Source organism: Streptomyces sp. NPDC031340 (assembly GCF_055569945.1).
In genome coordinates this window covers 20,131-41,960 of the sequence record NZ_JBVIIE010000052.1, presented here as the reverse complement: position 1 = coordinate 41,960, position 21,830 = coordinate 20,131, and the positions used below count along the sequence as shown (strand labels likewise).

The following is a 21,830-nucleotide window of genomic DNA, read 5'->3' as shown; positions in this document are numbered from 1 at the left end:
GGTTGCGGTCGTACACGGCGCGCCGCCCCGGCTCCCGCCGGGAGTTGGGGCGGTGGAACCCCGGTCAGGCGTTGCCGTCAGGCTTCGGTGCGAATCCGTCATGCAGGATCGGCCACATCTCGACCGGGTCCTCACTCGCCCGCGGCATGTCCGCCGCGATCTCACGGGCTCGCTCGGCCGACTCCACGTCCAGGAGGTAGAGGCTGCAGACGTATTCCTTGGCCTCCAGGTAGGGGCCGTCGGTGGAGAAAGGGGCGCCGTCCTTGTTCCGTACCAGGGAGGCCTCGCTCTTGTCGCCCAGACCGTAGGCCGCGAGCAGCTCGCCGGAGGCCCGGTAGCGGGAGTTCCAGGCCTCCTGCTCCGCGATCTCCTTGTCCAGGGCCTCGGCCGGGATCGAAGCCCACTTCTCCTCGTTGCCGTAGATCATAAGCAGGTATTTCATGTCGGCCCTCGGCCTCCTCGGGTCTCACGTGCGAACCGGACGAATACTCGAAGTCCGGTGGAAGCGATCGGGTGGATCACGTCGCTCACCCTACGAAAGGCCACTGTACGAGATCCACTGATGGGGCCCCGGGGTCACCGCAAAGAGTGCCCGTGTCCCAAGGAGGACCGGCACCGGCGGTACGGCGACCAGTCACCTTCGGCAGGAACCGAGTCCGCACCGTGGAAGACGCCCGTGGCGGCGGCCACTGGACACCATAGGAGTGATCGGTATCCATCCGTCCTCACAGGAGGTAGACGTGGACGACGATCCGCCATACGTCATCGATCCGGCCGGGACCGACATCCACGGCGAGGCGGCCCTGCTTCGGGCCCGCGGGCCGGTCACCCGGGTGTTGCTGCCCGGCGGGGTCGCGGCCTGGTCGGTGACCGGCTACCACGCCGCCCGGCAGGTCCTGGCGGACGAGCGGTTCGCCAAGAACGCCCGGCGGCACTGGCCGGCGTACATCGAGGGCACCCTCGGCCCGGACTTCCCGCTGATCGCCTGGGCTCGGATGGACAACATGTCCACCGCGGACGGTGAGCCGCACGCCCGTCAACGTCGGCTGGTCGCGGGCGCGTTCAGCCCGAGGCGGATCGCCATGCTGCGGCCGCGCGTCGAGCGGATCGTGACGCGCGCGCTGGACGAGCTGGCCGAGCACACGGCCGGGCGTCCCGGCGAGCCGGTCGACCTCAAGGTGCGGTACGCGCACCCGGTGGCGTCGCGGGTGATCGGCGAACTGCTCGGCGTGCCCGACGGCGACCCGGACGGCATCCTGGACCGCGCCGGGTACGTCGAGCCGAACCCGCGGAAGGCGGCTGCGGAGTTCGCCTTGCTGCGGAGCAAGATCGAGGCCCTGGTCGCGGAGAAGCGCAGGGAACCGGGCGAGGATCTGATCAGTGATCTGATCGCGGCCGGGCCGAGCGGGTGCCCGGTGTCCGGGACGGGCGGCGGGTCCGACGCCGAACTGGTCGGCCTGGCACAGCTGATGCTCAACACCGGCGCCGAACCGGCCAGGAACCTCATCACGAACACCGCGCTGGCGCTTCTCACCCGGCCCGACCAGCGTGCCCTGGCGGTGGGCGGCGAGGTGGACTGGGACGACGTGGTGGAGGAGACGCTGCGCACCGACGCGCCGGTCGCGCACCTGCCGTTCCGGTTCGCGACGGAGGACGTCACGATCGCCGGCGTGACCATCTCCCGGGGTGACCCGGTGGTGGTCGGTTACGCCGCGACCGGCCGCGACCCGGAGCTGCACGGCGCCGCCGCCGGGGAGTTCGACGCCCGGCACGCGGACAAGCGGCACATGGCGTTCGGCCACGGCGTGCACCGGTGCGTCGGCCCGGCGCTGACCCGCATGGAGGTGCGCATCGCGGTGGAGGCGCTGTTCACGCGCTTCCCCGGGCTGCGACTGGCGGTGGAGCCGAACGAACTGGCCAGTCAGGGCACGTTCATCATGAACGGCCGACGCGCGCTGCCGGTCCGTCTCTGAGAGGGCGCGACGCGCATGCCCGGGCCCGGGCGCGCGGCCCGTTTCCCGGCCCCGGCAGGCGGAGGAGGACGGGGGCCGGCCTGTGAGCCGTCGTCGCGGCGACCGGCGCAACAGGGAAGATGCCTGCCGCCACCACCACTGCGACCCTGGGGCGAAGGCTCGGTGAAGCTGGTCCCAGCGCGAGAGGAGAAGGCATGGAGAGCGCGACGACCACGGGCGGGACGCCGGAGACGGCCGCGATCGCCAAGATGTTCGACGAGTCGTCCGACATGTCGGGGGTGTTCAACGACGGTCAGGTGCATCTGGCCTACTGGTACGACGAGGAGGACCAGGCTCCCCTGATCGAGGCGGCGCAGCGACTGACCCGCAAAGTGGCGGATTCGCTGCGGCTGCGCGAGGGTGACCGGGTCCTCGATGTCGGTTGCGGCCTCGGCGCCCCGGCCATCCAGCTCGCCACCGAGTACGGGGTGCGGGTCACCGGTGTCAACATCAGCACCCGCCAGGTCGCCGAGGCGCATGCCCGGGCCCGGGCGGCCGGGCTGGCCGGCCAGGTCACGTTCCAGGTCGGCGACTACGGTTCGATGGACTTCCCGGACGGCAGCTTCGACGCCGTGGTGGCGATGGAGTCCCTCGTCTACGTCGGTGACCTCGGGCACACGCTCGGCAGTCTGCACCGGGTGATGCGCCCTGGCGCCCGGCTGTCCTTGGCCGAGCCCACCCGGGAAGGCCTCAGCGTCGTGGCCGCAAGCCAGTTCGCCGCCGACTTCGGGGCGAAGTGGCTGCTGTCGGTGGCCGAGTGGCTGGACCCGTTGCGAGAGGCCGGGTTCGAGCCGGTGGAGTACCTGCAGTGCGGGCCGCGGGTGTTCGGGATGGGCCCCAAGTACCTGCAGGCCGTCGAAACGCGGCGCGACGAGCTGGCCGCACGGTTCGGCGAGGCCGCCGTCGACGAACTCCGGCAGACGCTGGAGAACTTCTTCGCACCCGGGGCGAGCCAGATCGGATACGCGATCATCACCGTTCAAAAGCCCTGGAATTGACCCGCCAGGAGCGATCGCTGCAGGGGTACGCGCAGACCCGGCTGGACCGGGGACCGACGGCGCCGACGTGCTGGAGGTCCGCCATGGCACGCGGACCAGCGGCCGTCGTCTTCTGGTGGAATCCGCTGGTCGTGGGTGGTGCGCGGGTGGCGGCAATCACGAAGATGCGCGGTCCTCGAAGCCGTGAAGAGAATCGAGACGCGGCCACACAGCAATGTACTGACCACCCGTCACACCCGGGCGTACCGGCCGACGACAACCCGCTGTTCCTCACCGGCCACGAGACTTCCACGGCGTGAACCTCCACGGCGTGAACTTCCACGGCCGGCCGCTCCGTTCCTGGTGATCGCGCGCGGTCGCCGCCACCACGCCGGCCACGAAGAACCGGACGATCGGCCCCGGCCGGCGTTCACGGCGTGCCGACCGACGGGGACAGCCGGGGTGTGGCCGGCCGGGCCTGGCCGTCACCGAACTCGAACGCGACACGCTGATCGACACCCTCCACAACGGCAGCGTCCGCCTTTTCTGAGGAGAGATCCCACATGACCACGACTTCGGACCCCCAGCAGGCAACCGCGGCGCTCTCACTGCAGCAACAGTTTCTCCGCATGTTCGCCCAAGGCTTCGAAGCCGGGCCGTTCGGGCCGCACTACACGGAGGTCTTCGCGTGGCGGGTCAACGGCCGTATCGACGTGCCGGCCATGCGTCTGGCGTTGGCCGATGTGGTGGAGCGGCACGAGGCGCTGCGCACCGTGGTGCACCTGGAGGACGAGGGCGGGCAGAGCGTGCTGCCCGCCGTACAGCCCGAGCTGGAACTGGTCGACCTGGACGAGCCGCCGGGCGCGGACCGGGACCGGCGCGCCGAGCAGCTCATGATCCAGGCGGAGACCCGGTCGTTCCCGGCCGACCAAATCCCGCTGCTGCGAGCCGTTCTCGGCCGCTTCGACGCGGAGGACTCCGTCCTCGTGCTGTGCGCCCATCACAGCGCCGCCGATGTCTGGTCGATCCAGGTGATCCTGCGGGACCTGGCCGAGTGCTACACGGCTCGCGCGGCCGGGAAGGAGCCGCAGCTTCCCGAGGCGGCCCAGTACCGGGACTACGTCGCCGCGCAGCAGGAGGAGGCCGCCGGGCCGAAGGTGGCCGCCTCACGGGCGTACTGGCGCGAGACGCTGCGCGGTGCCAAGATCCTGGTCGCGCCGGTGCACCGCACCGGGCAGGCCCCGGCGACGAGTTATCACCGGTTCACGACCGACGCGCAGCTGAGCGCGGAGGTGTCCCGGCTGGCGAAGGCGACGCGCAGCTCGCCGTTCATGGTGCTGCTCGCCGCGTTCACCGTCTTCGTGAACCGTCGTACCCAGGCGACCGACATCGTGGTGCCCACCTTCACACCGGGCCGTGAGCACCGCTTCCAGTCCACGGTCGGGTCGTTCTTCAACTTCACCCCGCTGCGGGTGGATCTGGAGGGCTGCCGGACCTTCCGCGATGTCGTCGCCCGCACCCGGACGGCCTGCGTCGGCGCCTTCGCGCATGAGCTGCCGCTGCTGCACCTCCTCGCCGAGGCGCCCGAGCTGATGTCCTCGGCCGGCCCCGACGCGGTACCGACCCTGTTCCAGGCCGTCCAGCCGCCCTACCTGATGCAGGGCAACCGGATCGGCGACCTCGAGTACACGGCGATCTGGCGGCGGGTCATCCCGCAGCCGCTCGGCTCCGAAACCCCCGACGGCATGATCTGGTCCATGCACCTGAGCAGCACCGAAGTGGTCGGCGGGATCAGCTACAGCCGCCACCTCTTCGAGCAGGCCGAGGTCGACGACCAGGCAGCCGGCTTCCTCGACCTGATCGGCGAACTGGTCGCCGACCCGGACTCGTCGATCTGAGGGAGACGCCATGACCGACACCGAGAACGCCGCGCGCGGCGCGGCCATGCCGGCCGAGCCCGACGTCACCCCGGCCGTGCTGATCGAGAGAGCCAAGGCCATGGTGCCCGCACTGGTGGCGCGCCAGCACGAGACCGAGCAGCGGACCCATTACGCCGAGGACACCCATCGGGCGTTCCGGGACGCCGGCTTCTACCGCATAACGGTGCCCAAGCGGTACGGCGGCTACGAGTTCGGCTTCGACACGTTCCTGCAGGTCGCGATGGTCCTGTGCCGTGCCTGCCCGTCCACGGGCTGGATGTTCTGCCTGGGAGCCGCCCACTCGCTGTTCGCGGGCAGCATGTTCGGGGAGAAGGCGCAGGCGGAGATCTTCAGCGGCGGCGACTTCATCGCGCCGCTCGTCAACGCCCCGTACGGAACGGCCAGGCGCGCCGAGGACGGCGGCTGGATCCTGGACGGTGTGTGGAGGTACTGCTCCGGCGCGCCGTACGCGACGCACCTCATCGGCAATACCGTGATCGCCGGGGAGGACGCGGACCCGCCACGCCGGCTGCTGTTCATCGCGCCCCGCGATCAATGGGAGATGCTCGACGACTGGGGCGGGCAGATCGGCCTCAAGGGCAGCGGTTCGCACAGCATCCGGATCTCCGGCGGGCACATCCCCGATCACTTCGGCATCGAGGTCAATTTCGAGGAGATCTCGGTGACCGAGGGCACCCCGGGACGCGAGCTGCACACGCACCCGCAGTACGGGGGAGCGCCGGCGAGCTCGATGGCCCTGGAGGGCGCGCACATCGCGGTCGGCATGTGCCAGGGCGCGCTCGACGCGTACACGGAGCTGATGTTCTCCCGCACCACGATCCTCCCACCGTTCCCGCCCAGGGCGGAGGATCCCGACTTCCAGAACTGGTACGGGAAGGCCAGCGGCATGATCGACGCCGCCGAGACGCTCGTTCTCGCGGCGTCGCGGCGCTGGCAGGAGCTGTCCGCGCTGCCGGTCGGGGCGTTCACCCCCGAGGAAGACCTGCGGATCGCGGTCACCTGCCGAGAGGCCACGGAGCTGGCCTGGCGGGCCGTCGACGAGATTCTCCAGCCGACCGCCGGCAGCCAGGCCGTACGTGAGGGAACTCGCCTGGAACGGGTCTGGCGCGACCTCTCCACCGGGCGTACGCACGCCAGCTCCGCCGTGCTGCTCACCACCGTGGCCAACCGGGAGTTCGCCAAGCTCAGGCTGCAGAGCGCGCGTCCTTGACCCGCGCCGGAGGCGCCGTACTCCGAACCCGTGCCGATGGTCGCCTGCGACCACCGGCACGGGCGTTCGGCGTGCGGGAAGGACGCCCCGGCCCCGCTGCGCCGCTTCCCACGCGACGACGGCAAGGAGGGCGCCGGCCCGGTCCGCTCTTGCCGGGGTCCTGCACCGCCGGCCGGTCCGGGCGGCCGGCCGCACACGTGTGAACGTCCCGGACCGGTGCGGCTGCCCCCGGACGTCCGCCGCAGCCGGGAGGCAGCCGACCGCGACACGGGAGACACCGGCCGCCTCCACGACCACCCCGGTGGACACCGGAAACCGTGGTCGCCGACCACGTCGCACCCCGGATCAGCCGGGCACGAGGAGCGAGGTCCTGGTGTCCTCGCGACCGACCCGAGCGGGTGATCCGAACGACCGGCCCTAGTACTCCAGTCTGACTTCGCGATCTTGCACCTTCAAGGCCGAGCTGATCGAGGTGCAAGGACCGCGGCGGGACAGTCCGCCTGAAACAAGATCACCGGACTCCACGGAACCCGGGACAGCTCACTCGGCAAGGGGCGCGGACACCCGCGCGACCGGCCACGACCGGTTCGCGGTCCCCCGCGCCCCTCAACCGCCACGACTCAGGCGTAGAAGCGGGACAGGCTCTGCAGAACGGCCGCCGGCTTCGGGGCGCCCTCGATCTCGATCGTGCCGTCGACCGTGATCTGCACACCACCCGGCACGTCCTCGACAGACGCCAGCCTGCCGACCAGACGGATCTTGGAGCCGACCTTCACCGGTGACGGGAAACGCACCTTGTTCAGCCCGTAGTTGACCTTAGTCGAGACGCCCTCGACATCGAGCAGTTCGGTGAAGAGCGGGATGAACAGCGACAGGGTCAGGTAACCGTGGGCGATCGGCGCGCCGAAGGGGCCCTCGGCCGCCTTCTCGGGGTCGACGTGGATCCACTGGTGGTCGCCGGTCGCGTCGGCGAAGGTGTTGATGCGGTCCTGTGTGACCTCGATCCACTCACTTGTGCCGAGGTCGCTCCCGGCGAGCTTCTTGAGTTCGTCGATGCCGTTCACGGTGATGCTCATATGCCGTTCCTTACCTACGAATCGATGCCGTAGCGCTTGCGCACCCGGGCCTTGAGGAGCTTTCCGGAGGCGGTGTGGGGGAGCTCTTCCGCGACCACCACCGACTTGGGGATCTTGTACTTGGCCAGCCGTCCGGTGAGGGACGCCAGCACCTCGTCGGCGTCCAGTGAAGCGCCCTCCCGGGGGACGACGACCGCCCGCGGCACCTCGCCCCACTTGTCGTCGGGTACGCCGATGACGGCGCACTCGACGATGTCGGGGTGGGCGAGGAGCTGGTCCTCGATCTCGGCGGGGTAGATGTTCTCGCCCCCGGAGATGATCATGTCCTTGATGCGGTCGACGATGAAGACATAGCCGTCCTCGTCGACGCGGGCGGCGTCCCCGCTGCGGAACCAGCCGTCGGCGAAGACCGCGGCGGTCTCCTCGGGCAGCCCCCAGTAGCCGGGCATGACGTGCGGTCCGCGGACCACGATCTCGCCGGGCTCGCCGACGTTGACCGGTGTCATGTCCGGCCGTACGACCCGTACATCGCTGAAGAAGTGCGGGACGCCCGCCGATCCGGCCTTGCTCACGGCGTGTTCGGCGTCGAGGAAGAGCGTGCCGGGTGCCGCCTCCGTCATGCCGTAGCCCTGGAGGAAGGTGAGCCCGCGCTCCTGGAACCTGGCGATGAGCGGGGTCGGCACCGGTGAGCCGCCGCAGGAGAGCATGCGCAGCGACGACAGGTCGGCGTCCGCCCAGCGCGGGTGCCGGCCGATCTGGTCGAACATGGTCGGCACACCGAACATGAAGGTGATCCGGTGGCGTTCGATCAGTTCGAAGGTGGCCTCCGGGACGAAGGCCTCGACCAGGACGCACGTGCCGCCCTTGAGCAGCACCGGCAGGGTGAGCATGTTCAGCCCGGCGGTGTGGAACAGCGGGGCGGAGACCAGGGCGCGTTCGTCGGTGATGATGTCCTGGTCCACGAGCACGTTGACGGCGTTCCAGATGATGTTGCCGTGGGTGAGCATCGCGCCCTTGGGGCGGCCCGTCGTCCCCGAGGTGTACATGATGATGGAGGTGTCGTCGGCGGTGACGGGCTGGTCGATCGGTTCGTCCTCGGCCCCGGCGAGCAGCGCCTCGTACTCGGTGCCGACCTCCACGAACGTACGGACGTCGGTGTCGCCGGGCAGTCCCGCGACGAGCCCGGTGAAGCCGGACGCGTACACCAGTGCCTCGGCTCCGGAGTCCGCGAGCTGGTAGGCGATCTCGGGGCCCGCGAGGCGGGTGTTGAGCGGGACGAAGACCGCGCCGAGGGTGCCGGCGGCGAACAGCGTCTCCAGGTAGGAGGGGTGGTTCGGACCGAGGTAGGCGATCCGGTCGCCGCGGCGTACGCCGCAGGCGTGCAGAGCGTGGGCGAGGCGCGTGGTGCGCTCGTACAGCTCCGCGTAGGTGATGCTCGTGTCCCCGTGGATCAGGGCGATACGGCCGGGGGTCTTGCGGGCCCGGCGGGCGGGCCACGATCCCAGTCCCTCATTGCGCATGTGTGTGCCCCTGTCCGTCATTGCACATGGGGTGTGTCCCTCATGGTGTCGTCACGGCTTGGTCAGGCCGAGCAGGCGGGCGGCGTTCTCCTTGAAGATCTTCGGCTTGACCTCGTCCTTGATCGGCAGCTTCTCGAAGTCGGCGAGCCAGCGGTCGGGGGTGAGGACGGGGTAGTCGGAGCCGAAGAGCACCTTGTCCTTGAGCAGGGTGTTCGCGTACTGCACGAGCTGCGGCGGAAAGTACTTCGGTGACCAGCCGGACAGGTCGATGTGCACGCCCGGCTTGTGCGTGGCCACGGCCAGTGCCTCGTCCTGCCAGGGGAAGGACGGGTGCGCCAGGATGATCTTGAGGTGCGGGAAGTCCGCGGCGACGTCGTCCACGTGCAGCGGGTTGGAGTACTTCAGCCGGATGCCACCGCCGCCCGGGACGCCGGCTCCGATGCCCGTCTGGCCGGTGTGGAAGAGGGCGATCGTGCCCGTCTCCTCGATGACCTCGTACAGGGCGTACGCCACCGCGCGGTCGTTGGGGAAGAAGCCCTGGATGCTGGGGTGGAACTTGAAGCCCTTCACCCCGTACTCCTCGACCAGACGGCGGGCCTGCTTGACGCCGGCCCGGCCGCGGAAGGGGTCGATGGAGGCGAAGGGGATCAGCACGTCCGCGTTGGCGGCGGCCGCCTCGGCGACCTCCTCGTTCGGGACGGGCTCGGTGCCGGTCGCGGACTCGGCGTCCACCGTGAAGATCACGGCGGCCATCCTCCGCTCGCGGTAGTAGGCGGCCGTCTCCTCCAGGGTGGGCTTCCGCTTGCCCTCCACCTTGAAGTAGGCGGACGAGGCGTCGTGCAGTTCGTCGGCCAGGGACGAGGTGCCCTTCTTCGACGACGCCTCCGCGTGGGTGTGGACGTCGATGGCGACCAGCTCGTCGACGTTCATGGCGGGGTCGGCGGGGCTCATCACGCCTCCGGCATCTTCGGGGCGGGGATGCCCACGGTCTGCGGCTCGGCGCCCAGCGAGGTCGGCCAGACGTCGGCGAGGGCCTCGGGGGTCCAGCCGCCGTTCGCGTACGCCGTCTTGATCTCCTGCGGATGCGACCAGAGTGCCACCTTGTCGCCACCGATGCCGATGGCCTGGCCGGTGACTCCCCGGGCGGCCTCGGAGGCGAGGAAGGGGACCAGGGCCGCGCAGTCCTCGGGGGTGCCGAAGCCCTCCCCCTTGCGCAGGAAGTCCGGGAACGGCTTGCCCTCGCGCAGCGCCTTCACAAAGGGGGCGAAGACCGGGATGGTCTCCGTCATCGCGGTGGCGGCGACCGGGATGATCGCGTTGACGGTGATGTTCGCGCGGCCCAGCTCCATCGCCCAGGTGCGGGCGAAGGCGGCGATGCCGGCCTTGGCTGCGGCGTAGTTGGTCTGGCCGAAGTTGCCGCGCTGGCCGGCCGGTGAGCCGACGAGGATCAGCGAGCCGCCCTCGCCCTGCTCGCGCATACGGATCGCCGCTGCGCGGGCGCAGGTGAAGGTGCCCTTGAGGTGGGTGGTGATCACGGCGTCGAAGTCGTCGTCGGACATCTTCCACAGCACCTTGTCGCGCAGGATGCCCGCGTTGGTGACCAGGATGTCGAGCCGCCCGAACTCCTCCACCGCGCGGCCCACGAGCCGGTCGGCGGCCTCGGTCGTACCGACGGCGACGACCTCGGCCACGGCCTTGCCGCCCGCCTCGGTGATGGACTTCACGGCCGCCTCGGCCACGGCCTCGTCGATGTCGTTGACGACGACCGAGGCGCCGGCGGAGGCGAGGGCCTGTGCGTAGGCGAGGCCGAGGCCACGGCCACTGCCCGTGACGACGGCGACCTTGCCGGTGAGATCGATGCTCGGCATGAGTGGGTCCCTTCGGGTGGCGATGCAGCGTCGAAATCGAAGGTAAGAGCAATAATTGTTGACGTCAATGGTTGTTGTGGCTCGATCTTTGAGGCATGCTGGGCTCAGTACGCATGCGCACCCCCTGTCCGGGGTCCAGGGTCTGTCCTTCGGATCGGGCCAACCACGGCCGGGGGCGTCGCCGGGCCTGATCCGAAAGGCAGGCCCCAGAGACCAGGGAGCCCGCCATCGCCCGCCAGCAGACGCAGGACGCCGCCTCGGTCGACGCGCACGAGCCGTGGATGCGCGGACTGCACGCGGACACGGGCTACCTGCTGTACCGCCTGGGTCTGCGGTCCGGGCAACTGTTCAACTCGTCCCTCCAGGAGTCGGGCCTGCGGCTGCGCCACTACGCGCTGCTGCGCTTCCTGGCCACCTCGCCGGGCGTGCTCCAGCGCGAGCTGGGCGCGTCGCTCGGCTATGACCCGAGCGCGATCGTCGGCCTGGTGGACGACCTGGAGAAGCTGGGCTTCGCCGAGCGGCGCCCCTCCCCCGACGACCGCCGCAGCCGGATCATCATCCTCACCGAGGACGGCAGATCCTTCCTGCGCGACACCGACGAAGCCGGACAGCGCGTCACGGACGAACTGTTGGAGCCCCTCGACGCCACCGAGCGCGAGACTCTCCATACGCTGCTGCAGAAGGTCGCCGAAGCCGGACTGGGGTGACGCCATGCCGATGACCGCTGACGCGCTCCCGTCCCCGCAGGCCGCGCGGCAGCAGGCGCTGCCCCATCCGCCCCAACCCCGCCACCAGCCCGAGCCCTCAGCCCACCACGCAACCCCCGTCACGACGAAGGAGGAAACGAACATGCCTCAAGCTTGACGTTTGACCTCGCGGGTCACCTGACCTGCTGAACTGCGGTTCTTCCCGGGACAGCGGACGCGTGTTGTCCCGCTTTCGGGTCGACTTCTACGACTGCCTGTACAGCCGTGCTGATGCGCTCTTCGAGCTCACCGACGCGATCTTGTGCGCGGACGGGCCGGTGAAGACCCTGGTCGAGCTGGCGCCTCTCCTTCCTGCGCGAACGGCAGGTGCTGTGCTTGTTTCAAGCGCGATGTCGGATCAATGTGCTCGATTCAAGTGTGATGACGATGGAATCGAGCGATCGTGCGTGCGGCTTCTGAACCGGCTGCCCCGCCTTCAAGCTCTGCGAAGTGTCTGGGGCAAGCGGCTGGACCGTTTTCTGTCCCCGACTCGTCCGCGACCGTGCTTGTCCCTCTGCTGTCGAGACAGCGACCGGAGGGGACGGTCGGCGGCCACGGCCACCCCGGTGACCGGGCCCTGGGTGATCCACTCGACAACAGTCGCATAGGCTGGTTCCTTGTCGCCGGCAAGGAGACGCAGGTTGCGGCAGCGCGTGCGCTCGCCGTCCGTCCGAGGAAGGCGTTCGCGTGGCAGTTGCTGGGGGGCGGTCGCCGAAGCGGCTCCAGCGGGGAACCCTTTCCCAGAGGCTCATCGTGGAGACCGCGCTGCGGATCCTCGACGAGGACGGGCCGGACGCGCTGACTTTCCAGCGACTCGGCAAGGAACTGTCCTCCTCCGCGACTGCGGTCTACCGGCACTTCGCGAGTCGCGACCACATCATGGTCGCCGTCGCAGATGAGCTGGACAGGATCTCCCTGGAGGGGTACGCGCCGCACGAGTCGTGGACCGAGTCGCTGCGGGACTTGGCGATCCGTGCCTGGAACACCGCGCTGGACCACCCGGCGGCCGCCGCGCTCTGCATGGGGAGAGTTACCCGAGGCGTTCACGAGTTGCGTGCCGTCGACGCCGTCCTGGAAGCGTTCCACCGCGGCGGCTGGCGCGGCCGGGCAGCCGTCCTGCACTACCAGGCGTTCTCGAACTTCGTCCTCGCCATGGCGAGCAACAACGCCTGGCGGCTCGTCAACCAGCGGTTCGGCGCCGAGTTGAACTGGGTGCAGGAGTACCAGCCGGCGGATCCTGACGCGTACCCCTACGCCGAGGCGGCGAAGGAGCACCTGCGCAGCATCGACACGACCGAGGTCTTCCACCGGCAGACGGACATCCTCCTCGCGGCCCTCGAGGCGGAGGCGGCGACGCTCCCGCGCGACTGACGCGCGTCAGTCTTCGCGGCCACCGCCCAGCAGCAGTTTTCGCGGCCGAAAACCGCTGCTGGGGTGGCGCGCGCAAAGATAGTTAACGCTATTGACTACGTCGTTCACTTTGCTGCATCCTCTCCACACCGAGTGTTCCACGGATCGCTCCCAAGCGGCGTCCACCGAGCGCCGCGCGCACCGCCTCCACCTCAACGGCGTCCACCGAGCGCCGCGCGCACCGCCTCCACCTCGAACTGCTCGCGCTCGTCCCGCCCGATTCCGTGCGACCTGCGCGGAGCGCGACATCCCTCTCCAGGAGCACCCATGCGCCAGACCCGTACCCGCGCGGTCCCTGTGACCGCAGCCGTCGCCATGACGGCCGTACTCGCCGGCTGTACCACCACGGGATCGACGTCCGGAGACCCGAGCGGCGGCGATGCCGCGACGACGACGAAGATCCGGACGACGATCGACGTGCCGGCCGGCTTCGACCCGGCCAAGGCTCTGTCCCTGCCGGACTACCAGCTCGCCCGGAACAGTTACGACACCCTCGTGCGCAAGGACGACGGCGGGCTCGTCGGCGGGCTCGCCACCAAGTGGAAGAACACGCCGACCTCGGCCACGTTCACCCTGCGCGCCGACGCGACCTGCGCCGACGGGACGCCGATCACGCCGACGGTCGTCAAGGACTCCCTCGACCGCTACATCGACCCGAAGACGGCGGCGCCCGACCTCCCCACGGTCTTCGGCCCCGGCAACACGGTGAAAGTGACCGCCGACGACGCGGCGCGGACGGTGAAGATCACGCTCGCCAGGCCGTGGGGCGACATGGTCACCGGCCTCTCGGTCGCGAGCACGGGCATCGTCTGCCCGGCGGGACTCAAGGACCTCAAGGCCCTTGCCGCCGGAAAGGCCAAGGGCTCCCAGTCCGGCCCGTACCTTCTTGAGAAGTCCCAGTCCGGCGTCTCGTACTCCTACACGCTTCGCCCGGAGTACAAGGTATGGCCGGCCTGGCGTACGAAGATCCCCGGCAAGGTCGCCAGGACGCTGGAGTACCTGGTCTCGCCCGACCCGACGGCGACAGGCAACCTCGTGACGAGCGGCCAGCTCGACATCGGCAAGATCGACGCCTCAGGCATCCCGCGGTTCGACGGCGTGGGTGGCCACAGCGTGAGCATCAGCCGGTTCTCCGACTTCTACCTGCTCTTCAACGAACGACCCGGCACCGTCTTCGCGGACGTCGCCACCCGCCGGGCAGTCGCCCAGGCCGTCGACCGCGCCGCCTTCACCAAGGTCGTCTCGAAGGACACGGGTGAGCCGTCGACGATGTTCGTGCAGAAGGGCGTCCCGTGCAACGACCCTGGCTCCTCCTTCCTCGTACCCAAGGACAAAGCCGCGGCAGCCGACGTACTCAAGGGCAAGAAGATCCGCCTCGTCGGCCCCCAGGTCGTCGGGCCGGCCGGCGCAGGAAACCAGTACATCCAGGAGGCGCTGCGGGCCGCGGGCGCGGACGTCACCCTGGACAACGTCGACGTCGGAGCCTGGGTCGGGACCGTGTTCGGCAAGCCTGACGCCTGGGACCTGACGGTCTTCGCCGACCTCAACTTCCTCGGCAGCCTCGCCAACCCGCTCAGCCGCTTCGTGGGTCCGACCGTCCCCGAAGGCGGCGGCAACCTCGGCGCCGTGAAGAACCCCGCGTTGAACAAGGCCTTCGCCCAGGGCACCGAGGCGACGACCGACAAGGCCCGCTGCGCCGCCTACCAGAAGGCCGCCAAGGCCGTGATCTCGCACGTGGACGCGGTGCCGCTGGTCAACGATCCGTTCATCTACGCGCTGCGCAACGGATTCAGCGCGCGAATGCTCGGCGGCTCGCTCGACGACCCCATTCTGCGCATCACCGGCTGACGGACACCGCCCGCGCCCCGCGGGGACCCACGCGGCCGGACCCCACCGTCCGGTACGGAGAACCCCGCGCCGTTCCGGAGCCCCGCAACCGAGACCCTTGCACTATCTGACAGGAGCCCCCTGGTGATCGATCCATTCAGTACCGCTCAGCAGATCGCCGACCTGGTGCGCACGAGAGAGGTCAGCCCGGTGGAGGTGGCCGAGACCTACCTCGACCGCATCGAGCGGATCAACCCCGCCGTCAACGCCGTCGTCTGGCTCGACGCCGACGCCGTGCGCGCGGCGGCCGTCCGGGCCGAGCGGGCGGTGCTGCGCGGCGATCGGCTCGGTCCGCTGCACGGCGTCCCCGTCCCCATCAAGGACCTCAACTCCGTCGCGGGACAACCCAACACGATGTCCTCACTGGCGATCCGGGACACCCCGCAGACGATCACGGACCCCGACGTCCAACTCCTCCTCGACGCCGGGGCGATCCCCCTCGGCCGGACGAACTCGCCGGAGTTCGGCGCTCTGACCGTCTCCGAGAACGCCCGGCACGGCAAGACGCGCAACCCGTGGAACCCGGCGCACACCTCCGGCGGCTCGAGCGGCGGCGCGTCGGCGGCCGTCGCGGCCGGACTCGCCCCGGTGGCGCACGCCAGCGACGGCGGCGGATCGATCCGGGTACCGGCGTCCGTCACCGGCCTCATCGGCCTCAAACCGAGCCGGGGACGCGTGCCCGCGTTCGTCCGGGGCTGGGAACACTCGACGACCGAAGGCGCGATCACCCGCACCGTGCGCGATACGGCCCTCATGCTCGACGTGATGGGCCGTGCCGACCGGCTCGCCTGGTACAGCGCGCCCGAACCGGGTCGCCCGTACATCGAGGAGGTCGGCGCCGATCCCGGGCGGCTGCGGATCGGCCTGCTCCTCGACGCGCCGACCGGGCTGCCGGTCGACGAGGAGTGCCGCACGGCGGCGCTGACGGCGGCGCAGGCCCTGCGCGACCTGGGGCACGAGGTCGTCGAGGTCCGTCCGAAGATGTTCTCGCACGAGGCGATCATGGGCTTCACCTGGACGATCATCAGTGCCTCCACCTACGCCATCGAGGTCGACGATCCCGACGCGGTGGATCCCTACATCCGGCGCCGCCGGGAGACCGCCCTCGAGGTCAGCGCGGGCGACTACGCCCGGACGGCGGCGCTCCTGCAGGCCGAGTCGCGCGGCGTGGTCGCCCAGTGGGGCAGGGACTTCGATGTTCTCCTCACCCCGACCACGGCGGTCGTGGCGCCACCGGTCGGCCCCGTGTACGACGAGGCGAACTCCGACCCGGACGGCCCGCGGGCCACCGAGACCCGGATGGTCTCGTTCACCGCGTTCGTCAACATCACCGGACTGCCCGCCATCTCGCTGCCCGTCCACACGACCCCGGACGGACTGCCGGTCGGCGCGCAACTCGTCGGCGCACCCTACGACGAGGCGACGCTGCTGCGCCTGTCGGCCCAGCTCGAACCGCGGTTCCGCTGGCACGAGCGGCACCCGGACGACGCGGCACTCGCGGTGGCGCTGTGAGCGCCGGAACCGCGGTCCCGACCGGGCCGCTGCCGACCGCACCCGTCAGGCGCGCCCCCCGGCTGAGGCTTGGCGGTGGCTGGGCCGGGTTCGCCGTCCGCCGGGCGGGCGGCCTGCTGATGTCCATGCTGCTGCTCGTCTTCGTGACGTTCCTCATCGTGCCCCTGCTGCCCGGGGACCCGGCCCGCGCGATCGCCGGCACCAGCTCGTCCCCGGCCACGCTCGCGGCGATACGCGAACGACTGGGCCTCGACGAGCCGTTGGCGACGCGGTTCGTCCACTACCTCGGCGACATCGCGTCCGGACGGCTCGGCACCTCGTTCCGGTTCGACACCCCGGTCGCGGACATCATCGCGACCCGGTTGCCGTACACCGTCCAGCTCGTCATCCCGGCCGTCCTGCTCTCCCTGGCCGTCGCCGTCCCGCTGGGCATGACCGTCGGTGTCCTCACCCGTGACGGACGCCGCCGCCGGCTCGGCGTCGGTTTCGGCACGCTCGCCGGGCTCCTCGCGTCGGCGCCGGTCTACGTCGTCGCGACCCTCCTCATCGTCCTGTTCTCGATCAGCCTCGGGCTGCTGCCGTCCGGCGGCGCCACGACACCGAGCGCGCTCGTCCTGCCGATCGCCGCGCTCTGCACGGGCCCGGCCTTCGCCATCGCCCGGGTCGTCCGGCAGGAGACGGCCTCCGTGCTCGCCCAGGACTACATGAGGACCGCCCGCGGCCACCGCCTGGGACCCGTGCGTCTCCACCTGCGCCACGCGCTGCCCAACCTGGTGACGAGTGTCCTCACCCTGAGCGGTCTCGTCCTCACGTCCTTGCTCGGCGGGACGATCATCCTGGAGAACGTCTTCACCTACCCAGGACTCGGAACCGAGGTCGTCCAGGCGATCATCTACAAGGACTATCCGGTGATCCAGGGCATCATCCTCGTCGTCGGCATGCTCGCCCTGCTCGTCAACCTCATCGTCGACATCGTCCTCGGGATCGTCGACCCCCGCACACTCGAGGGAGGTCGTCGTGGCCACTGACACGACCGCGCGCCGATGGCGCCGCAACCCGTCGCTGCTGTCCGGCGCCGTGATCCTCGGACTGCTCCTCCTCGTCGCCCTCGTGGCCCCGCCGCTGCTGAGCGGCTCCGCCGAGACGCTCACCGGCGGCACCCGGCTGGGGCCCGGCGCCGAGCATCTCCTCGGCACCGACGCCTTCGGCCGTGACGTCCTCGCCCGGGCGCTCGTCGCGACCCGGCTCACGCTGCTCATGGCCGCCGCCGCCACCGCCGCCTCGTTCGTCGTCGGCGTCGCGATCGGCGCGCTGGTCCACCTCGCACCCGGGTGGCTGCGCGAGACCTGTCTGCGGCTCATCGACTCGGCGGTGGCCTTCCCCTCGCTCGTCCTCGCCCTCGTCATCGCGGCGGTGCTCGGACCGGGCATGGGGTCCGCGATCGTCGCGATCGCCGTCGCCGGCGTCCCCGGGTTCGCACGCCTGACGGCGAATCTCGCCGCGACCGTCGCGGACAAGGACTACGTCCTCACCGCGCGCCTGCTCGGCGTTCCCGGCCTGCGCATCCTGGGCCGGCATGTCCTGCCGAACATCAGCGGGCCGCTGCTGGTGCTCCTCAGTTCCAGCTTCACCCTGTCCCTGCTCGACATCAGCAGCCTGTCGTTCGTCGGCCTCGGTGTGCAGAACCCGCAGTACGACTGGGGCCGACTGCTCAACGAGGCGCTGCCGTCGATCTTCGCCCAGCCGTCGCTCGTCCTCGCTCCGTCGATCATGCTCATCGTCACCGGTGTCGGCGCCATGCTCCTCGGAGACGGCGTGGCCTCACTCGTCGACCCGCGAACCCGCGGCACGGCGCCCGCACCGGCCAGAACGGCGGACCCCGCGGGACCGGCCGCCCCGGCACAGGACGGCGCGGCGCAGGCGCCTCAGGCGTCGGGCGGTGCGGCGGCAGTGGCCGGCACAGAGCCGGACGGCCTGCTGACCGTCGCCGGGCTGACCGTTCGGGCCGGCGAACGGACACTCGTCGACGACGTGTCGTTCACCATCGGGGCCGGCCAGATCGTCGGCCTCGTGGGGGAGTCGGGATCGGGCAAGTCCACCATCGCCATGGCGGTCGCGGGCCTGCTCCCCGAGGGCGTGCGGGCGAACGCGTCGCGCCTTGCTCTCGGCGACCTCGACCTGCTCGCGACACCGCCGGAGCACCGCCTCGCTACCGAGATCGGCATCGTCTACCAGGACCCGATCGGCACGTTCAACCCCGCGCTGAGGCTCGGCACCCAGCTCACCGAGGTGGCCAGGGTGCATCTGGGGACACCCAGGCGTCAGGCCGCGCAGGACATGGTCCGCGCCCTGGCCGCCATCCACGTCACCGAGCCGGACCGGCGACTGCGCCAGCATCCGCACGAGCTGAGCGGCGGCATGCTCCAGCGCGCCTCGATCGCCTCCGCGATGACGACGAACCCGCGGCTGCTCATCGCCGACGAGCCGACGACAGCCCTCGACGTCACCGTCCAGGCAGAGGTGCTGCGCCAGTTCCGGCGCATCAACCGCGAGCACGGGACGGCGATGTTGTTCATCTCGCACGACATCGGCGTGGTCGGCGTGCTCTGCGACACCGTCCTGGTGCTCCACGGCGGCCGGGTCGTCGACCGCACCACGGGCGGCGACCTGCGTCGAGGGACGGTCACCCACCCGTACACCCGCGCGTTGCTCGCGGCGACGCCCGCCGCGGTCGAGGCCGGCGGAACCCTCAGCGCGGTCCGGTGGACGGCCGACGCGCACCCGGCACAGCCGGGCAGGGCGCCGTCGGACGACCTTTCCGACAAAGCCGCGGACCGCTCCCCGGCCGCGGAAGGGAGCCGTTGATGTCCGCCACCGCCACCACACCGGACCCGCAGGCGGCCACCGCGCTGCTGCGTGTCGAGGACCTCACCGTCGAGCTCGGCCACGGCGTCGCGGCCCGCAGAGTGCTCAGGGGAGTCTCGTTCGACATCCCCCGGGGCAGCACCCTCGCACTCGTCGGAGAGTCCGGATCGGGCAAGACGACGCTCGCCCGGACACTCGTCGGTGTCCACAGGCCGTCGAGCGGCCGGATCCTCGTGGACGGCGCCCCGCTGCGCACCTCGCGCGGACGGGCGGGGGCCGCGACGGTCCAGATGATCCCGCAGGATCCGTACTCCTCGTTCGACCCGCGGCGCACCGTCGCGCAGTCGCTCGCCGAGGCACTCGATCCGGTCCGGGCCAGAGTCAGACCGGTCCGGGCCCGGATCGCCGAGCTGCTCGGCCAGGTGAGCCTCGACCCGGACAGCATGGACCGCTACCCGCACGAGTTCTCCGGCGGCCAACGGCAGCGGCTGGCGATCGCACGGGCCCTCGCACCAGGTCCCCGGTTCGTCATCGCCGACGAGATCACCTCGGCCCTCGACCTGACGACCCAGGCCGAGATCCTCAACCTGCTCGCCGATCTGCGGCGTCGGCTCTCGCTGACGATGCTGTTCATCTCACACGACCTGGCCGTCGTCCGGCACATCAGCGACACGGTCGCGGTCCTGCTGCACGGGGACCTCGTCGAACTCGGCCCGACCGGGGCCACCTTCGCCGAGCCGGACCATCCGTACACCGCTCGACTCCTCGCGTCCGTCCCGGGTGACCCGAGGTTCCGCCTCGACGACGAGCCCGCCACGGCGTGAACCACCGGACGCGGTGCGACTTCCGGCCCGCCGACCGGCCCATGCCGGTCGGCGGGCCGTACAGCGCTGTGGGCCTGGACCTCGCCGGTCGTCAGCACCTACGGCGCAGGGGAAATGACCATCTCCTCCACGCCGGACAGGCCGCCTCTGCCGCTTCTCCACGATCTCCGGCTCGAACGAGCCGTCCCGATCGCGGGGACGGCTGTGCCCTGCGTCCGACAGTTGCTCAACGAAGGGCTGAGGTTCACCGCACTGGTGACCTTTCTGGTCGGTGAGAACGGCTCGGTGAGATCGGCCCTGGTCGAGGCGTCGGCGGAGGGGTTCGGCCTGGACTCCTACGGCGGCTCCCACGACTGGCGCTACGCTTCCCCGCGCGGCAAGTCGCTCCTCGGCGAGCGTATGAAATTCGATGCCGCCTCGGGGCGCGGGCGCCGTATGGTCACCAGCTGGTCAGCCCGCAAGGGCTTCTTCCTGCGTGCCGAGACCGCGCTGGGCGCCCTGGGCAGGGAGGGGTTCTCGCCGGACGATGTCAGCCATGGTGAGGGCTTTCTCGCGGCGACCAGGTCATCTGTGCCACGCACTTCCCGGGCCTTGTCCTGGGGCCTCCCCCAAGGCCGGGTAGTTGCAGTAACTACCCGGCCTTGGGACAAGGCCCACCATCCGCAGCACCAGACGCGGCCACCATCACCCGGCAGAACAGAACCTTGAGTCACCGGCATTGGGCCTGACCCGGCACACACCCGGGCGATGATCCGCACGGCGTACGTTCGCGTGAGACGACGGCCAAGCGAGGAGGCGAGCCACCGTCGGGGGTTGCGCCAGCTCGGGTGGGAAGTCGTTCAGGTTCCTCGCCAGGCCCGGAAGGCTTATGGGGAGGCCGTCTCGATCGGTTCGTCCCCCAGGTACGGGTCGAACAGCTGGCCAAGGAGCTTGGTGAGCGCCTGGACGGAGGCCGGGAGTACGCGATGTTGCTCCGTGTCAGGTGAGGTGGAGGGTGAGGACGGCGGAGTCGTCCGAGCTGCTGTCGGTTGCCACTGCTCGGGAGACGCAGAGGCACAGTCGGCTCGAGCGTTCCTTCTGGGGCTCGCTCAGGAAGACGTCGCGGTGGTCGATGGTGCCGGTGGAGGCGACCACCTTTGCCAGACAGAGCCCGCACTCGCCCTTGCGGCAGTCCGAGAGCGTTTCGACACCAGCCGCTTGGAGGGCGTCGAGGATCGAGGTGTCGGGTGCGACGGTGATCTCCCGGTCGAGCTGGGGAAGACGCACCACGAATGCCTCGGCCGGGTGCCGGCCGCTGGAACCGAAGGTCTCGAAGCGCAGGTTGGTTGCCGGCAGGTCGTGCTCGGTCCAGCTCCGCGAGATGGCGCTCATGAGCCCGATCGGGCCGCACATGTAGAGCTCGGTGCTTGCGGCGGCGGGTGTCCGGGAAATCCCGGCGACGAGGTCGTCGACCGCCAGCGGGGTGCCTTCGTCGTCGATGTGGACGCGGACCCGGTCGCCGTGCTCGGCAAGCAGTTGGTCGAGGTATGCCATTACGGCGCGGCTGCGGCCGACGAACACCAGCGTGTAGTCGGCGCCGCGTCGGCGCAGTGCGGAGGCCATCGCCACCAACGCGGTGATGCCGATGCCGCCGGCGACGAGGACGTAGCGGGTGGCCCCTACTGCGAGCGGGAAGTTCTGCAGCGGACCGGTGACGGTCAGCTCGTCCCCGGCCTGTAGTCGGTGCATCGCAGCCGAGCCGCCGGATGAGGCGCGGGAGAGCTGCACGCTGAGTGTCAGCCGGCGGCCGCCGTCCTCGGAGCGCACAACGGAGTAGGAACGCACCTGGTGGGCGCCGTCCCCGATCTCCACGTCGATGTGTGTGCCGGGTGCGGCGTGCTCGGGCTGTTCGAGGGCCAGGACGATGCGGCGGACTCCGACAGCGGCGTCGGAGACTTCTACAACCCTGGCCCGCTGCCAACGAAGCTGGCTCTGTACTGCCAT

18 protein-coding genes are annotated in these 21,830 nt (G+C 70.4%); 12 read left to right on the top strand and 6 right to left on the bottom strand.

Features of this window, described 5'->3' with window-relative positions; genetic code table 11:
* Nucleotides 1-64: 64 nt before the first annotated feature.
* The gene (locus tag ACZ5GT_RS31655) at nucleotides 65-442 is read right to left on the bottom strand and encodes a YciI family protein (RefSeq protein WP_469033077.1); all 378 of its coding nucleotides are present in this window, start codon (nucleotides 440-442) and stop codon (nucleotides 65-67) included.
* A 298-nt stretch (nucleotides 443-740) separates the two neighbouring features.
* Here ACZ5GT_RS31655 and ACZ5GT_RS31650 point away from each other — a divergent pair, with 298 nt between their 5' ends.
* The 4 genes from ACZ5GT_RS31650 (at nucleotide 741) to ACZ5GT_RS31635 (ending at nucleotide 6,139) form a co-directional block, all read left to right on the top strand.
* Nucleotides 741-1,973 (top strand): cytochrome P450 family protein, encoded by a 1,233-nt coding sequence (locus tag ACZ5GT_RS31650; protein WP_469033075.1) that lies wholly within the window; start codon nucleotides 741-743, stop codon nucleotides 1,971-1,973.
* A 194-nt stretch (nucleotides 1,974-2,167) separates the two neighbouring features.
* Nucleotides 2,168-3,010 carry an SAM-dependent methyltransferase gene (locus ACZ5GT_RS31645; RefSeq protein ID WP_469033073.1) on the top strand — a complete coding sequence of 281 codons (843 nt, stop codon included), beginning with the start codon at nucleotides 2,168-2,170 and terminating at the stop codon, nucleotides 3,008-3,010.
* A 542-nt stretch (nucleotides 3,011-3,552) separates the two neighbouring features.
* Nucleotides 3,553-4,887 carry a condensation domain-containing protein gene (locus ACZ5GT_RS31640; protein ID WP_469033071.1) on the top strand — a complete coding sequence of 445 codons (1,335 nt, stop codon included), beginning with the start codon at nucleotides 3,553-3,555 and terminating at the stop codon, nucleotides 4,885-4,887.
* Between the two features lie 10 nt (nucleotides 4,888-4,897).
* A complete protein-coding gene (locus tag ACZ5GT_RS31635) occupies nucleotides 4,898-6,139 on the top strand; it encodes an acyl-CoA dehydrogenase family protein (RefSeq protein WP_469033069.1) in 1,242 nt (413 codons plus the stop codon).
* Between the two features lie 620 nt (nucleotides 6,140-6,759).
* On the opposite strand, the gene ACZ5GT_RS31630 is transcribed toward ACZ5GT_RS31635, so the two are convergent.
* From ACZ5GT_RS31630 to ACZ5GT_RS31615, 4 genes are read right to left on the bottom strand one after another with little or no spacing between them, the layout of a single operon-like run.
* Nucleotides 6,760-7,215, bottom strand: coding sequence for a MaoC family dehydratase (locus ACZ5GT_RS31630; RefSeq protein ID WP_469033066.1), 456 nt, complete (start codon nucleotides 7,213-7,215; stop codon nucleotides 6,760-6,762).
* 14 nt (nucleotides 7,216-7,229) lie between these two features.
* Nucleotides 7,230-8,735 carry an o-succinylbenzoate--CoA ligase gene (menE, locus tag ACZ5GT_RS31625; protein WP_469033063.1) on the bottom strand — a complete coding sequence of 502 codons (1,506 nt, stop codon included), beginning with the start codon at nucleotides 8,733-8,735 and terminating at the stop codon, nucleotides 7,230-7,232.
* 51 nt (nucleotides 8,736-8,786) lie between these two features.
* The gene (locus ACZ5GT_RS31620) at nucleotides 8,787-9,665 is read right to left on the bottom strand and encodes an amidohydrolase family protein (RefSeq protein WP_469033110.1); all 879 of its coding nucleotides are present in this window, start codon (nucleotides 9,663-9,665) and stop codon (nucleotides 8,787-8,789) included.
* 20 nt (nucleotides 9,666-9,685) lie between these two features.
* Nucleotides 9,686-10,603 (bottom strand): SDR family NAD(P)-dependent oxidoreductase, encoded by a 918-nt coding sequence (locus tag ACZ5GT_RS31615; RefSeq protein WP_469033060.1) that lies wholly within the window; start codon nucleotides 10,601-10,603, stop codon nucleotides 9,686-9,688.
* A gap of 281 nt (nucleotides 10,604-10,884) precedes the next feature.
* Between ACZ5GT_RS31615 and ACZ5GT_RS31610 the strand changes: the two genes are divergently transcribed.
* The 8 genes from ACZ5GT_RS31610 to ACZ5GT_RS31575 all read left to right on the top strand — a co-directional run bounded on the left by ACZ5GT_RS31610 (nucleotide 10,885) and on the right by ACZ5GT_RS31575 (nucleotide 20,555).
* Nucleotides 10,885-11,310, top strand: a complete 426-nt coding sequence (locus tag ACZ5GT_RS31610; protein ID WP_469033057.1) for a MarR family winged helix-turn-helix transcriptional regulator — start codon at nucleotides 10,885-10,887, stop codon at nucleotides 11,308-11,310.
* Nucleotides 11,311-12,036: 726 nt separating this feature from the next.
* Nucleotides 12,037-12,720 (top strand): TetR/AcrR family transcriptional regulator, encoded by a 684-nt coding sequence (locus tag ACZ5GT_RS31605; protein WP_469033055.1) that lies wholly within the window; start codon nucleotides 12,037-12,039, stop codon nucleotides 12,718-12,720.
* A 306-nt stretch (nucleotides 12,721-13,026) separates the two neighbouring features.
* Entirely contained in the window at nucleotides 13,027-14,607 is a 1,581-nt protein-coding gene (locus ACZ5GT_RS31600; RefSeq protein WP_469033053.1) for an ABC transporter substrate-binding protein, read from the top strand.
* A 123-nt stretch (nucleotides 14,608-14,730) separates the two neighbouring features.
* Nucleotides 14,731-16,158, top strand: coding sequence for an amidase (locus ACZ5GT_RS31595; RefSeq protein WP_469033051.1), 1,428 nt, complete (start codon nucleotides 14,731-14,733; stop codon nucleotides 16,156-16,158).
* Entirely contained in the window at nucleotides 16,155-17,186 is a 1,032-nt protein-coding gene (locus ACZ5GT_RS31590; RefSeq protein ID WP_469033049.1) for an ABC transporter permease, read from the top strand. Before ACZ5GT_RS31595 ends, ACZ5GT_RS31590 begins: the two co-directional genes overlap by 4 nt.
* Nucleotides 17,176-19,023 carry an ATP-binding cassette domain-containing protein gene (locus tag ACZ5GT_RS31585; protein ID WP_469033046.1) on the top strand — a complete coding sequence of 616 codons (1,848 nt, stop codon included), beginning with the start codon at nucleotides 17,176-17,178 and terminating at the stop codon, nucleotides 19,021-19,023. The genes ACZ5GT_RS31590 and ACZ5GT_RS31585 overlap by 11 nt, the downstream gene beginning before the upstream one ends.
* Nucleotides 19,023-19,847 carry an ABC transporter ATP-binding protein gene (locus tag ACZ5GT_RS31580; protein WP_469033043.1) on the top strand — a complete coding sequence of 275 codons (825 nt, stop codon included), beginning with the start codon at nucleotides 19,023-19,025 and terminating at the stop codon, nucleotides 19,845-19,847. Before ACZ5GT_RS31585 ends, ACZ5GT_RS31580 begins: the two co-directional genes overlap by 1 nt.
* 114 nt (nucleotides 19,848-19,961) lie before the next feature.
* Nucleotides 19,962-20,555, top strand: a complete 594-nt coding sequence (locus ACZ5GT_RS31575) for a hypothetical protein (protein WP_469033041.1) — start codon at nucleotides 19,962-19,964, stop codon at nucleotides 20,553-20,555.
* A gap of 270 nt (nucleotides 20,556-20,825) precedes the next feature.
* Here ACZ5GT_RS31575 and ACZ5GT_RS31570 read toward each other — a convergent pair whose 3' ends face one another.
* The gene (locus ACZ5GT_RS31570; RefSeq protein ID WP_469033039.1) at nucleotides 20,826-21,830 is read right to left on the bottom strand and encodes a PDR/VanB family oxidoreductase; all 1,005 of its coding nucleotides are present in this window, start codon (nucleotides 21,828-21,830) and stop codon (nucleotides 20,826-20,828) included.